Raw genomic sequence first — 14,368 nt, 5'->3', positions numbered from 1 at the left:
CCGCCACCTGGATCGTGCCCACCCCGCCGCCCACCCCCCCCCGGCCGGCGCCCACCACCCTGCGGCCCGGCGCCAATCGGCCCCGACCGGCCGCGCGCCGCGAGAACACGTGTCCGATTTCCGTACTCCGCGGACGGCGCTTTGCTAACACGTTCCGCTTATTCATTCCCTGCTCTCCCCCCGATCTTGGCATACACCCGCTACAGTATCGCTGCTGGTCGGGCGGTTCAGGATCACTATTCAGACTCTTGTGCTGTTTTCGCGTGGGAAGGCGAGGACGAGTGCGACTGGCCTGCGAACGGCACTCCCGAGTCCCTGAATTCGCTCCATCCGCCAGCACGACCAAGAACGACCGGGCCCACCGAAAAGCGGTGGGCCCTTTTCATGGCCGATGTGTCACCCGGAGCCGAGAAACGGATACACGGCTGCAAACGGGTGTTCGGTTCACATCACGAGGGGAGAGTGATGGCTGTGCGAAGAGTATGTGGAAGGTTACGCCGGACAGCCGGAAAGCGTACGGGTCCGCTGGCACGAGTGGGCCTATGCGGTTTCTTGCTGCTGGGCAGCACGATGGGCGCGACGGCCGGGACGGCCACCGCTTCGACCGGCGACGGAACCCTGACAGTTCAGGTACTGCGGGATTTCTTCGGCACCGGCGTGATCAACACGACCATGGATGTGCCGCAGCGGGGCATGAAGGTTCGGGTAACCGACCCTGCCGGCCATCGGGTCACCGGCACCACGGATGCCACCGGAAAGGTGGTGGTCTCGAAGTCGACCGAACTGACCGGAGGCCAGTACCGCGTCGACGTCACCATCCCGGCGCCGTACAACAAGTATCTTCAGGCGGCGCCGGCCTCGACGGCGGCAAACCACTTCGACAGCTTCACGACGTTTGTGAACGTGTCGGATGGCAAGGACGACTCGGTCATTACCGGGGTCTGGAATCCGGCCGACTACGCGCTGCCGGACACGCGCTATTTCGTGCCGATCCAGAACACCGCCGACGGGCAGGACACCCGGGCACTGGTGGCGTTCGGGACGGACAAACGAGGTACGTGTCCTGGCGACACGGCGTGCCCGACCGCGCTCAACACCCAGGCCCAGGTGGGCACGACGTTCGCGCTGGCCTACGACAAGTACCAGAAGCGGATCTTCCAGGGCGCGTTCGCCCGCCGGTACACCCCGTACGGGCCGGGCGGCGGTGACGCGATCTACACCACGCCGACCGACGGCGGTAGCGCGCCGACCCTGTTCGCGAAGGTGCCGGGCGCCACGGTGACACCGCACGACGCCAGCAACATGATCAAGGACGCCGGGTTCACCAATGCGCCGGGCAAGGAGAGCATCGGCGGCATGGCCCTGTCGGAGGACGGCTCAACGCTGTACGCGGTGAACCTGCTGACCCGGCGCCTGGTCAGCTTCGACGCGACCGGGGCCACCGCGTCCGCGCCAAAGGCGACGGTGCGCATCCCGGACCCGGGCTGCGCGAGCCCCGGTGACTGGCGGCCGTTCGGTCTCCAGGTCCACGACAACAAGCTCTACGTCGGTGGCGTGTGCAGCGCGGAGAGCACACAGAAGCGCGAAGACCTGAAAGCCGTCGTCTACACCTACGACGGCCAACAGTTCGACACCGTGCTGACCCAGCCGCTCACCGCCAAGCGCGGCTCCGTCTTCGGTTCCAACGACGTCGACCGGGCCACCCACTGGAACCCGTGGAACACCTCCCTGGACACGTGGGACGAGCGGAAGGTGGGCAACGTCCACATCGATCCGCAGCCGGAGTTCGCCTCCCTCGCCTTCGCCCGTGACGGTTCGATGATCCTCGGTTTCCGCGACCGGTTCATGGACGTCGTGAGCTGGGGTGGACTGGACCCGAGGCCGAACAACGACACCCCGGAAAACGGCATGGCCGGCGGCGACATCAACATGGCCTGCGCCAATCCCGACGGCGGGTACTCGTGGGAAGGCACCGGCAGTTGCCCCAACCACGCCACCCCCGCCACCGGTGGCAGCCAGGACAGCAGTGTCGTCGAGTACTTCCCGGGCGACTTCTATGGCAACGGAGTTCACGCGGAGACCGCGCTGGGGTCGGTGGCCTACATCCCGCAGCAGCAGTGGGTCGTCAGCACGGAGTTCGACCCGGTCGTCGACGTCGCGACCTCAGGGACCGGGTACCACAACATCACCACCGGCCAGGGCCCGGGCAACAGCCCGAAAGCCAACGGGTACCAGTTCGTCAGTCAGGCACAGAGCGGGTTCGGTAAGGCCGGTGGGCTCGGCGATATCGCCTACGAGGCGGCGAACGCGCCGATCCAGATCGGTAACCGGGTGTGGTTCGACGGCGACCACAACGGGATCCAGGATCCCGAGGGCCGCAACGAAGTGCCGCTGCCGGACGCGACGATCAACCTGTTGGACGCCGATGGCAAGCAGGTCGCCACGACCAAGACCGATGCCGCCGGCGAGTACTACTTCGGTGGAGTCGGCGCCGCGTATGAGCTGAAGCCGGGCGCCAAATACACGGTGCAGTTCGACGTGTGTACGGCGGACACCGACAAGGTGCCGACTCAGCCGCCGGCCACCAGGCTGCGGTTCACGCTGCCGCGAGCCGGTGACAACCGGGCACATGACTCGAATGTGACCCCGCCGAGGACCGGGCCGCTGTGTAACGGACGCGCACCCGTCACGGCGCCGGACAAGCCGGGAGAGGTCGATCACACGATCGACGCCGGCGTGTACATCTCCAAGGGGAAACCGCCGACTCCCAAGCCGACGCCCACGCCGTCGTCGTCCGAGCCGCCCAACAATCCGGGCCCCCAGTCCGGCGGAGGCTCGGGGACCGGCGGAGGCTCAGGGAGTAGCGGAGGCTCAGGGACTGGCGGAGGCTCGGGGACCAGCGGAGGCTCGGGGACTGACGGAGGCGGCGGTTCGCTGGCCAACACAGGTACGTCCGGCCTGCTGAAGATCGTCTCCCTCAGCGCCCTGCTGGCCGGTGCGGGCACGGCAGCCGCGTTCGTGACCCGGAAGCGTCGCGCCGGGCAACACTGAGACAACACGGAAAGACGGGTGATCCGCCCGTAAGCGCTGACGAGCCCCGTCCATATCCGGACGGGGCTCGTTCGCGTGCGGTCCCGGCGAGGCCTACAGCCCGCCCTCGGACATCCCGTGCACCGCGGGGATCGTGCCGAGCCGGCCCTTCTGGAAGTCCTCGAACGCCTGCTGGAGCTCCGCGCGGGTGTTCATCACAAAGGGGCCGTAGTGCGCCATCGGCTCACGGATCGGCCGCCCTCCGAGCAGCACGACCTCCAGGTCCGGAGTGCCCGCGTCCTGCTTCTCGTCCGCGCGCACGGTCAGCGCGGAACCGGCTCCGAAGACGGCGGTCTGGCCCAGGTGGACCGGACGCCGCTCGGTGCCGACCGCACCGCGGCCCGCGAGCACATACGCGAGGCCGTTGAAGTCCTCGCGCCACGGCAGGGTGATCTCCGCACCCGGCGCCAGCGTCGCGTGGATCATCGTGATCGGCGTGTGCGTGACGCCGGGACCCTCGTGACCGTCCAGCTCACCGGCGATGACCCGCAGCAGCGCGCCGCCGTCCGGGGAGGTGAGCAGCTGGACCTGGCCACCGCGGATGTCCTGGTAGCGCGGCGGCATCATCTTGTCCTGCTTCGGCAGGTTCACCCACAGCTGAAGGCCGTGGAAGAGACCGCCGGACACGACCAGGTGCTCCGGCGGCGCCTCGATGTGGAGCAGCCCGGACCCGGCCGTCATCCACTGGGTGTCACCGTTGGTGATGGTGCCGCCACCGCCGTTGGAGTCCTGGTGGTCGAAGATCCCGTCGATGATGTACGTGACGGTCTCGAAGCCGCGGTGCGGGTGCCAGGGGGTCCCCTTCGGCTCCCCGGGCTGATAGTCCACCTCGCCCATCTGGTCCATCATGATGAACGGGTCCAGGTGCTTGTAGTCGATGCCCGCGAAGGCACGCCGCACCGGGAAGCCCTCACCCTCGAAACCGCTGGGAGCGGTCGTGACGGCGAGCACGGGGCGCTGTCGTGCCTCGGCGGGTGCCGCGACGCGCGGCAGGGTCAGCGGGTTCTCTACGGTCACTGCGGGCATGACGGCCTCCTCGATCGTTCACCATTCAACTTAATTGAACGCTGAACAACCCGCAAGAGGGCCTTTATTTCCACCCGGGCACCCCATTGGGACAACCCGGTGATATCCGGACGTATGCGGATCTAGCCGTACATGCGACGCATGGCGAAGTCCACCATCTGCTCCACCGCCTTCGCGTCGAAGACGATCCGGTGCTCGCCCTCCATGTCGAGGACGAAGCCGTAGCCGGTGGGCAGCAGGTCGATCACCTCGGCGCCGGTGATCACGAAGTACTTGGACTCCTTGCCCGCGTACCTCCGCAGCTCCTTGAGCGAGGTGAACATGGGGATCACCGGCTGCTGGGTGTTGTGCAGCGCCAGGAAGCCGGGATTGTCACCGCGCGGGCAGTAGACCTTCGACCCGGCGAAGATCTGCTGGAAGTCCTCGGCCGACATCGATCCGGTGGTGAAGGCCCGCACCGCGTCGGCGAGCGACGGCGGGGAGGGCTCCGGGTAGAGCGGCTGCTGGCCGTACCCCGCACCCGCCGCGTGATGTGACGCATGCGGCTGCTGTTGCGGCGGAGGTGGCGGGGCGGCGTAGCCCTGCCCTGCGCTCGCGTTCTGGTCGTAGCCGTACATGCGCAGAAGCGTACTGAGTCACAGTTACCCGGTTGAGGGTTGCCCTTTATTACCCACGGGTAGCATCATGGCATCAGCTGATCTGATACGCGTCAACGCAGAGGTCCTGGCCTCCCGATCCCTACGGAGCCGTCGCCATGGGGCACTACAAGTCGAATCTCCGCGACATCGAGTTCAACCTCTTCGAGGTGCTCGGGCGCGACACGGTGTACGGCACCGGCCCGTTCGCGGAGATGGACGTCGACACCGCCAAGAGCGTGCTCGCCGAGATATCCCGGCTCTCCGAGCACGAGCTGGCCGAAAGCTACGCCGACTCCGACCGGAACCCGCCCGTCTTCGACCCCAAGACCCACACGGCGCCGCTCCCCGAGTCGTTCAAGAAGAGCTACCGGGCCTACATGGAGGCCGAGTGGTGGCGGCTGGGCGTCCCGGAGTCGCTCGGCGGCACCGCCTGCCCCCGCTCACTGCTGTGGGGCTCGGCCGAGACCATCCTCGGCTCGAACGCCCCGATCTGGATGTACGCCTCCGGCCCGGCCTTCGCGGGGGTGCTCCACGACGAGGGCACCGAGGAGCAGCTGAAGATCGCCCAGCTGATGGTGGACAAGCAGTGGGGCTCCACCATGGTGCTGACCGAGCCGGACGCCGGCTCCGACGTCGGCGCGGGCCGCACCAAGGCGACCCAGCAGGAGGACGGCAGCTGGCACATCGAGGGTGTGAAGCGATTCATCACCTCCGGTGAGCACGACCTCTCGGACAACATCATCCACTTCGTGCTGGCCCGCCGCGAGGGCGCGGGGCCCGGCACCAAGGGGCTGTCGCTGTTCGTCGTCCCCAAGTACGACTTCGACTGGGAGACCGGTGAGCTCGGCGAGCGCAACGGCGTGTACGCCACCAACGTCGAGCACAAGATGGGTCTGCGGGTCTCCAACACCTGCGAGCTGACCTTCGGCGCCGACCACCCGGCCAAGGGCTGGCTGCTGGGCGAGAAGCACGACGGCATCCGCCAGATGTTCAAGATCATCGAGTTCGCCCGGATGATGGTCGGCACCAAGGCCATGGCCACCCTCTCCACCGGCTACCTCAACGCGCTGGAGTACGCCAAGGAGCGGGTGCAGGGTCCGGACCTGGCGGCCTTCACCGACAAGACCGCGCCGCGGGTGAGCATCACCCACCACCCGGATGTGCGCCGCTCGCTGATGACGCAGAAGGCGTACGCGGAGGGCCTGCGCGCGCTGGTGCTCTACACCGCCTCGGTCCAGGACGAGGTCCTGATCAAGGAGGCCGCGGGCGAGGACACCTCCGCCGTGAACCGCCTCAACGACCTGCTGCTGCCCATCGTCAAGGGCTACGGCTCGGAGAAGGCGTACGAGCAGCTGGCACAGTCCCTGCAGACCATCGGCGGCTCCGGCTACCTCCAGGAGTACCCGCTGGAGCAGTACATCCGGGACGCCAAGATCGACACCCTGTACGAGGGCACCACCGCCATCCAGGGCCAGGACTACTTCTTCCGCAAGATCGTCCGGGACCAGGGCCAGGCGCTGACCGTCGTCTCGGAGGAGATCAAGAAGTTCCTGGCCGAGGCCGCCGGGGGCGAGGACCTGGAGGTCGCCCGCGACCAGCTGGCCCAGGCCGCGGTGGACCTGGAGGCGATCGTCGGCGCGATGCTCACCGACCTGGCCGCCACCGAGCAGGACGTCAGCTCGATCTACAAGGTCGGGCTCAACTCGACCCGGCTGCTGCTGGCCTCCGGTGACGTGATCATCGGCTATCTGCTGCTCAAGGGCGCGGCCGTGGCCGCCGAGAAGCTGGGCACGGCCGCCACCAAGGACCGGTCCTTCTACGAGGGCAAGATCGCCGTCGCGAAGTTCTTCGCCCACGAGGTGCTGCCGGGCGTCTCGGTGCAGCGCTCGCTGGCCGAGTCGGTCGACAAGGGTCTGATGGACCTGGACGAGGCCGCGTTCTAGGGGCTTCCCTCACAGCGCCCAGGGGGCCGGCCGTCCCATCCTCCAGCGGGGCGGCCGGCCCTCTGGGCTGTGCGCGCTCACGTCGTCATCGCTCGTCGTCACCGTTACCGCTCGTGGGTCATCGCTCGTCGTCACCGTCATCGCTCATCGTTATCGTCACCGCTCATCGTCATCGGACCGCCGCTCCCGCAGCGCTCGTTCGACCTCCTCGCGGGCCCACCGCCTCAGCTCCTCGCCCTGCGCGAGGAGCTCGTCGACCGACTCGCCACCGCCCTCCGGCGGGCGCGGGCGGGCCCTCAGCTTCTCCAGCAGATCCCGGCACGCCTCGTCCTCGGTGGCGAACCGGCTGGTGTCCCGGTCCAGGGACCGCTCCCGCAGGCCGGTCTCCCAGCCGCCGTCCGGAGCGGGCCGCAGGTAGTAGTACGCGTCCGGCTGCACCGGGATGTCCCGCACGCCCGGGATGTCGTACAGCGCCTCCGGCACCTGCTCGTCGCGGAGGGTCCGGACGAGTTCCGTTCTGTCCACCGGTCCAGGATCCGCCCTCAGTTGAGCGGGCGGAGATTACCGGCCGCGACAAGTTGGGGGATCGAAGGCCCGGTCAGATACTGCAGTCCGAAACCGGGTTGGCCGAACCAGGGCCGGATGGGGCCGCCCTCGACCAGGAAGGGTTCGGTGACCTCGTAGAGGTGATAGCCGTACGGATAGGCCGGGTCGAGGGTGTTGAGGTTGCTGGGCGGCAGCGCGCGCTCCGCGTAGGGCGTGCCCGCCGGGGCGAGGAAGTGGCCGAAACCGCTCCCGAACAAGTCGACCTTCTGACCGACCTTCAGCCGGACCGTGGTGTGCAGGGGCGAACCGTTGAGCAGGACCCAGCCGTCGGGGTAGGGGAACCACCAGCCGTTCGTCTGCTCATTCCAATAACAGTTGAGGAACGAGTGGGCGGTGGGGAAGTCGTCGAGTCGTTCATAGCCTTCGAGCATGTGCCCGATCGCGCCGTAGCGGGGGAGCTGAGCGGGTCCGAGCCGCCAGTCGCCCTGGTAGTAGCGGTCGAGCGGAGGATTCGGTGCGGTGTTGGTCCCCCCGATGCGGTTCGTGCTGGGACAGGGAGGGTGACCCTTGCTCTCGCCGTCCCCGCCGCCCCCCGGCCGCGGGCCGGGTGAGGGCGCCGCCGGCTCCGGAGACGCCACGGGGGCCAGCCCCGCGGTGAAGTCCGTGACGGGCTTTGCCATGGCCGGTCCGCCGGCACACAGCAGCAGCAGCGACCCCAGGACGACAAGCAGGTGTCGAAGAACGCGCATCCGGTATCCCCTCGAGTAACGACTCAGTGCGACGTTGCTTGATCACGGGGAATATCGACCGATTCACCCGACTTCTCGCCTTAGCTGACGTGCTTTCATCAGATTGGATCAACGTGACCCCACCGATGGCCGCCGCTCCCGTACCAGGGCGAGCCGGCCCCCGGCGAATCTATGCTGAGCACATGAGCGCACAACCCGGCATCGACCGCGGCCACACCGATGACCTGATGTCCTTCCTTCGCGCCAGCCCCTCGCCGTACCACGCCGTGGCGAGCGCCGCGGGGCGGCTGGAGAAGGCCGGGTTCCGCCGGATCGAGGAGACCGCGCCCTGGGACGGGACGGCCGGCGGGCGGTTCGTGCTGCGCGGTGGGGCGATCATCGCCTGGTACGTCCCGGAGGGGGCGGAGGCCGCCACTCCGTACCGGATTGTGGGCGCTCACACCGACTCTCCCAATTTGCGCGTGAAGCCCATTCCCGACACCGGTGCGCACGGCTGGCGGCAGATCGCCGTCGAGATCTACGGCGGGGCGCTGCTCAACACCTGGCTCGACCGCGACCTCGGGCTCTCCGGCCGGATCACCCTCAGGGACGGCTCCCACCATCTCGTCACCGTCGACCGGCCGTTGATGCGCGTCCCCCAGCTCGCCGTACACCTCGACAGATCGGTCAACGCCGAGGGCCTCAAGCTCGACAAGCAGCGCCATATGACGCCCATCTGGGGGCTCGGCGGCGTCGAGGAGGGCGACCTGATCCGCTTCGTCGCCGAGGAGACCGGGGTCGCGGCCGAGGAGATCGCCGGCTGGGACCTGATGACCCACAGCGTCGAGCCGCCCGCCTACCTCGGCCGGGACCGCGAGCTGGTCGCCGGGCCCCGGATGGACAACCTTGTCTCCGTGCACGCCGGTACGGCCGCGCTCATCGCCGCCACCCAGCAGGAGCTGCCGTACATCCCCGTGCTGGCCGCCTTCGACCACGAGGAGAGCGGCAGCCAGTCCGACACCGGCGCCGACGGCCCGCTGCTCGGCACGGTGCTGGAGCGCTCGGTCTTCGCCCGCGGCGGGGGGTACGAGGAGCGGGCGCGGGCCTTCGCGGGCACCGTCTGCCTGTCCTCCGACACCGGCCACGCCGTCCACCCCAACTACGCCGAGCGCCATGAGCCGGGCCACCACCCGCGGCCGAACGGCGGCCCGATCCTGAAGGTGAACGTCAATCAGAGATATGCCACCGACGGCGCCGGGAGAGCCGTCTTCGCCGCCGCCTGCGAGCGCGCCGGCGTCCCCTGGCAGAGCTTCGTCTCCCATAACTCGATGCCGTGCGGCACCACGATCGGACCGATCACCGCCGCCCGGCACGGTATCGCCACCGTCGACATCGGCATCGCGATCCTTTCCATGCACTCGGCCCGGGAGCTGTGCGGGGCACAGGACCCGCGGCTGCTGGCCAAGGCACTGCACGCCTTTCTGGGGGCTTGAGTTGGACTTCTCCCTGCTGGGTCCGGTAACCGTCACCGCGGGCCCGCAAGCAGCACCCGTCGAGCTTCCGCTGGGGCCCGCCAAACGGCGCAGCGTGCTGGCGATGCTGCTGCTGCGGCCCAACGCGACGGTGTCCGTGGAGCAGTTGATATCCAGCCTGTGGGAGGACGAGCCGCCCGCCCACGCCCGGACCGTCATCCAGGGCCATGTCTCCCGGCTCCGCGCGGCCCTGGCCGAGGGCGGCGCCGAGGACCACGGCGTCGAGCTGGCCACCCACAGCTCCGCCTATCTGCTGCGCATCCCCGATTCCCTGATCGACACCCAGCGCTTCGACCAGCTGACCGCCCAGGCCAGCCCGGAGTCCGCCCCCGGCGAGGCCGTCCAGCTGCTCCGGCAGGCGCTCGGCCTGTGGCGCGGCCCGGCGCTCACCGGGACCGTGGCCAGCCCGCCGTTCGCGGCGGCCGCGCACGCCCTGGAGGAGCGGCGGCTGAGCGCCGTGGAAGCCCTGGCGCGCGCCCACGAGGGCCTGGGCGAGTATGAGCAGGCGGTGCGCGCCCTGCACCCCGCCGCCGTCGCCAACCCGCTGCGCGAGGGGCTGATCGCCGCCCTGATGCTGGCGCTGTACCGCTCCGGACGGCAGTCCGACGCGATCGCCTGGTTCCACCGCACCCGACAGCTGCTCGACGACGACCTGGGGGTCGACCCGGGCCAGCGGCTGAGCGCCGCGTACCAGGAGATCCTGACGGCGGCCCCCACGGCGGACGGACCGCGGGGCGGCGCCGAGGCCGCCGGACAGCCGGGCGGCGCGGGGCAGCCGGGCGCACAGCAGGCGGCCACCCCGCAGCATCCGCTGTCCGCGGCCGCCCCGGCCCCCGCGCCCGAGCTGCTCCCCCGGCCCCCGGCGGGCTTCCACGGCCGGGGCGCGGAGCTGGCCGAGCTGACCCGGCTGACCCTGGGCACCGCCGAACCGGCCCAGGGCGGCGCCGCGGGCGACTCCGGCGGCTACCCCCAGGAGGGCGGTATCGCGCTGCTCAGCGGGCCCGCCGGGGTCGGCAAGACCGGTCTGGCGGTCCACTGGGGCCATGCCCACGCCGCCGCCTTCCCCGACGGACGGCTCTTCGCGGATCTGCGCGGCTTCAGCGGCGGCGAGGCGGTGCTGCCCGCCGAGGTGCTGCGCGAGTTCCTGCTGGCCCTCGGCACCCCGGCCGAGCAGATCCCCACCTCGACCGAGGCCGCGTCCGCGCTGTACCGCTCGCTGGCCGCCCGCCGCAGGCTGCTGGTGGTGCTGGACAACGCGGGCAGCTCCGCCCAGGTGCGCCCGCTGCTGCCCGGCGGACCCCACTGCGCCACGCTGGTCACCAGCCGCAGCAGGCTGGACGGGCTGATCGCCACCGACGCCGCCCGCCCGGTACGGCTGCACGCCCTCGGCCCCGAGGACGGGGTGGGCCTGCTGGGCGCGCTGCTGGGGCCCGCCCGGGTCGCCGAGGACCCGGAGGCCGCGCGGGAACTGGTGGCCCTGTGCGACGGGCTGCCGCTGGCGCTGCGCGCCGCCTCCGCCCAGCTGATGGCCCGGCCCCGCTGGCGGCTGGCCCGGCTGGCCACCGCGCTGCGCGACGAGCGCCGCCGGCTCGCGCTGCTGTCGGCGGAGGACACCGGAGTGGCCGCCGCGCTGCGCAATTCGGTGGCCCGGCTCTCGGCGGACGACGCACAGCTGCTGCGGGCCCTGGGCGCCGGTTTCGCGCGGGAGGTCAACACCGCCGAGGCGGCCGCGCTGTCGGGCGCGGACCCCGAGCTGATCCAGGACTCCCTGGAGCGGCTGGCGGAGATGCACCTGCTGGACGAGGAGGCCACCAACCGCTATGTGATGAGCGACCTGGTGAAGCTCTTCGCCCAGGGCGACGGCAGCGACCGCGACGCCCCGGGCGAAACATCCGGCGGAGCGGTCGGCGGACCCCCTGGCGGGCCGTCACAAGGGCCGTCACAAGGGGGCTGAGCAGCGGCGAACAGCGGGGCGTTAGCGAGGCGTTAGCGGGCGGCAGCCGTTCACCAGCCGAACGGCAGCGGGTCCGGACAGGCTTGAGCCGTACCGGAAAACGCCCGAACGCCCGCTGAGGGGAGACCCCGCCATGCCGCTCACCACCGCCCGCCTCGCCCACCGCGCCGGCACCCTGCGCTCGGTCGCTGCCGGACTGACCGTCGTCGCCGCGGGCATCACCCTCGCGGCGTGCGGCACCGCCGACGCGTCGGGCGTACGGACGGCCGGCGCGGCGGAGAGCATCGCCCCGGCCGTCCCCGCCGTCCCCGCCGCCCATGAGGACGGCCTCCAGGACGGCGCCCAGCGGTCCGCGCGGGACACGGCGGCGGGCGGGGCCGACGCCGGGGCCCAGGGCGGTCTGCGGGCCGACAGCGGCGCCGAGGGGGAGGCCGGGGTCTGCCGCCTCGACACGATGTCGGTGGGCGTCACCTCCGTCCCCCGCCCGGCCAACCACCTCCTGCTGGAGATCACCAACCAGTCCGGCACGACCTGCCGTCTCACCGGCTTCCCCTCGGTGCGGTTCGGCGACGCGAGCCCGGCCGTGCCGGAGGCCGCGGACACCCGGCCCCAGACGGTCGTCACGCTGGCCCCCGGCGAGAGCGGCTACGCGGGTCTGACCACCTCCGCGGCGGACGACCCGGCCGACAGCCGTAAGGCCACCGGGCTGACCGTCTCCCTCCCCGGCGAGGACGGCCGCCGCTCCGTCGACCTCCCCGGGGACTCGGTGGAGGTCGGCCGCGGGGCGGAGGTCGGCTACTGGCAGCGCGACGCGTCCGACGCCCTGCTCTGGTGACCGCCCATCCGGTGACGGCCCCCGTCCGGTGACCGCCCCCGCCCTTCCGCTCCGGCGACCGCTCGACTCCGAGCCCCCCCCCAGCCGGGGGGGGGGGGGGGGGGGGGCCCCCGGGGGGGGGGGGCCCGTCTCGTCATGTCCCACGGCATGGCCTTCCCCGTCCCGCATCTGGCCCTCTCCGTGGGCGTTTTGGCAGGTCGTCAGGGGTGGGTCCGGATGGGACGTCCCAAAGGACGGCTCGGCCCCCGGAATGCCCCGCCGCGCGGCCCAGAGTGGTTCCCGTCGCCGCGGCGGACGGCAGCCGCGGCCTGGACCGAGCGGTGCCGACACCAGGTCGGCACGCTCACCTAGGGGGAATCCAGACATGACACACTCCATCAGCCGCAACCGCCGGACCCTCCTGCGCAAGGTGCTCCCCGCGATCGCCGCGGCGGGCATCGGCGCCACCGGGCTCGTCGGCTGCTCGGGCGGGGACGGCACCGCGGGCCATGACACCAACAAGGCGGAGAAGGCCGGGAAGGTCGCCGAGAAGGGCGCGACGAGCCGCGACACCTCGGCCAAGAGCTCGGACAAGGGCGGGGGCGCCGCGCTCAAGCTGAAGACGACCACGGGTGAGTTCGGCACCAAGGCCGCGGCCACCGCCGACTTCCCCACCTGGGGCACCCGCTGGGTGGTCCACCAGACCGCCGACACCAGCTCCCCGTCCGTGGGCATGCTCAACAAGACCGCCCCGGGCCAGGACCGCATCACCGCCGACTTCCAGGTCGACACGGGGAAGAAGGTCTGCGAGGACGGGGCCTGCTCGACCTACATGGCCCATATCACCGGGCCGGTCAACGGCTTCGTGAGCGTCGTCGCGGTGGACATCCCGCAGGACTCCCTCCCCGGCGTCCCGGTGCAGAACGGCGGCGGTGAGCCGCCGCGGCCGCCGCAGCCCGGCGGCAGCCGCGCCGAGGCGCTTCAGCGGGCCGCCACCTGGCTGACCGCCGACAACGGCGGCCGGGTGCCCTACAGCCAGGCCAAGGTCTGGAAGGACGGCTACCGCCAGGACTGCTCGGGCTATGTCTCCATGGCGCTGGGCCTCCAGGCGCCCGGCACCAACACCGTGGGCCTCACCGGCTCCAGCATCACCAAGCCGATCGCCGTCAACGACCTCCGGCCCGGCGACCTGCTGATCGACGCCTCGGGGAACAACAACACCCGGCACGTCGTGATGTTCGAGAAGTGGAACGACGCCGCCCACACCTCGTACACCTCCTACGAGCAGCGCGGCGACTTCGGGACGGATCACGCGACCCGTCGCTATGGACTGGAACCGGGCAGCGAGTACAAGCCCTACCGGCCGCTGAAGTTCACGGACTGATGCGTTCCTGATCCGGTTCCGGTAACGAGCGGCACGTCCACCTCGGGGGTGTGGACGTGTCGCTCGGCATGTTCATGATCCACGTGCTGCAATGGTGTACGTGCCAGCGCATCCGAATCGCCCAGAGAACCCACGACGAAAGCCACTCGCCCCGCTTCCCGAGGAACTCTCCGGCCCGGTACGGGAATTCGTGACCGCACTGCGCCGGATGCACGGCGAACTGGGACTCAGTCTCAAGGAACTGGAGGGACGGCTGCCCGCGAGCCGATCCTCCCTCTCCCGCTATCTGCGCGGCCAGAGCCTCCCCGACGAGCGGCTCCTGATCCAGTGGGGCAAGCTCTCCTTCACCGCGGAGGACCGGCTGCCCGAGCTGGTGACCCTGCTGCACCGGGCCACCGAGGCCGAGGCCGCCATGGAGGCCGCCGACGGGCCGATGGCGTCCGGCGCCGCCCCGCCGGCCCCGGAGAAGGCCCGGGAGGGATCCCCGGGGCACCGGCCGTCCCGGCGTCGGCTGCGGCTCACGCTCGCGGCGGTGGGCACCGTCTTCGTCATCGGCGGGGCCACGGCCGGCGTGATCGCCTTACGGTCGTGGGGGGGGGGGGGGGCCGCGGCGGGGGGGGGGGGGGCCCCCCCCCCGCCCCCCCCCCCCCCCCCCCCCCCCCCCAACCCCCAACCCACCCCCCCAACACCCCGCCGCCCCGGGGGCCGAGCCC

General features: G+C 70.9%; 10 protein-coding genes and 1 pseudogene. 7 read left to right on the top strand and 4 right to left on the bottom strand.

Annotated features, from left to right (window positions below; all coding sequences use genetic code 11):
• The first annotated feature begins 570 nt into the window (after nt 1-570).
• Nucleotides 571-3,051 carry an SdrD B-like domain-containing protein gene (locus ACFXB5_RS13160; protein ID WP_385206437.1) on the top strand — a complete coding sequence of 827 codons (2,481 nt, stop codon included), beginning with the start codon at nt 571-573 and terminating at the stop codon, nt 3,049-3,051.
• A 93-nt stretch (nt 3,052-3,144) separates the two neighbouring features.
• Here the strand turns inward: ACFXB5_RS13160 and ACFXB5_RS13155 are convergent, their stop codons facing one another.
• Together ACFXB5_RS13155 and ACFXB5_RS13150 are read right to left on the bottom strand one after the other, a co-directional pair.
• A complete protein-coding gene (locus ACFXB5_RS13155) occupies nt 3,145-4,116 on the bottom strand; it encodes a pirin family protein (protein ID WP_385206343.1) in 972 nt (323 codons plus the stop codon).
• Between the two features lie 122 nt (nt 4,117-4,238).
• Nucleotides 4,239-4,733 (bottom strand): SseB family protein, encoded by a 495-nt coding sequence (locus tag ACFXB5_RS13150; RefSeq protein WP_020869891.1) that lies wholly within the window; start codon nt 4,731-4,733, stop codon nt 4,239-4,241.
• Between the two features lie 137 nt (nt 4,734-4,870).
• Between ACFXB5_RS13150 and ACFXB5_RS13145 the strand changes: the two genes are divergently transcribed.
• Nucleotides 4,871-6,697, top strand: a complete 1,827-nt coding sequence (locus tag ACFXB5_RS13145) for an acyl-CoA dehydrogenase (protein ID WP_385206340.1) — start codon at nt 4,871-4,873, stop codon at nt 6,695-6,697.
• 156 nt (nt 6,698-6,853) lie between these two features.
• Here ACFXB5_RS13145 and ACFXB5_RS13140 read toward each other — a convergent pair whose 3' ends face one another.
• The gene (locus ACFXB5_RS13140; protein WP_385206337.1) at nt 6,854-7,222 is read right to left on the bottom strand and encodes a hypothetical protein; all 369 of its coding nucleotides are present in this window, start codon (nt 7,220-7,222) and stop codon (nt 6,854-6,856) included.
• A gap of 17 nt (nt 7,223-7,239) precedes the next feature.
• Entirely contained in the window at nt 7,240-7,992 is a 753-nt protein-coding gene (locus ACFXB5_RS13135) for a TNT domain-containing protein (protein ID WP_385206334.1), read from the bottom strand.
• Nucleotides 7,993-8,174: 182 nt separating this feature from the next.
• Between ACFXB5_RS13135 and ACFXB5_RS13130 the strand changes: the two genes are divergently transcribed.
• The 5 genes and pseudogenes from ACFXB5_RS13130 to ACFXB5_RS13110 form a co-directional block, all read left to right on the top strand.
• Entirely contained in the window at nt 8,175-9,464 is a 1,290-nt protein-coding gene (locus ACFXB5_RS13130; RefSeq protein WP_385206331.1) for a M18 family aminopeptidase, read from the top strand.
• Nucleotide 9,465: 1 nt separating this feature from the next.
• Nucleotides 9,466-11,457: a BTAD domain-containing putative transcriptional regulator gene (locus ACFXB5_RS13125; protein WP_385206328.1), complete on the top strand. Its 1,992-nt coding sequence runs from the start codon at nt 9,466-9,468 to the stop codon at nt 11,455-11,457.
• A gap of 133 nt (nt 11,458-11,590) precedes the next feature.
• Nucleotides 11,591-12,292 (top strand): DUF4232 domain-containing protein, encoded by a 702-nt coding sequence (locus ACFXB5_RS13120; RefSeq protein WP_385206326.1) that lies wholly within the window; start codon nt 11,591-11,593, stop codon nt 12,290-12,292.
• A 364-nt stretch (nt 12,293-12,656) separates the two neighbouring features.
• Nucleotides 12,657-13,655, top strand: coding sequence for a hypothetical protein (locus ACFXB5_RS13115; RefSeq protein ID WP_385206323.1), 999 nt, complete (start codon nt 12,657-12,659; stop codon nt 13,653-13,655).
• A gap of 190 nt (nt 13,656-13,845) precedes the next feature.
• Nucleotides 13,846-14,368: pseudogene (locus ACFXB5_RS13110) on the top strand (XRE family transcriptional regulator); the annotation flags it as partial.

The sequence above is a fragment of the Streptomyces sp. NPDC059455 genome, from assembly GCF_042750115.1.
In the GTDB taxonomy this organism is placed as follows: domain Bacteria; phylum Actinomycetota; class Actinomycetes; order Streptomycetales; family Streptomycetaceae; genus Streptomyces; species Streptomyces endocoffeicus.
This window is presented reverse-complemented; position numbering and strand designations above follow the sequence as displayed.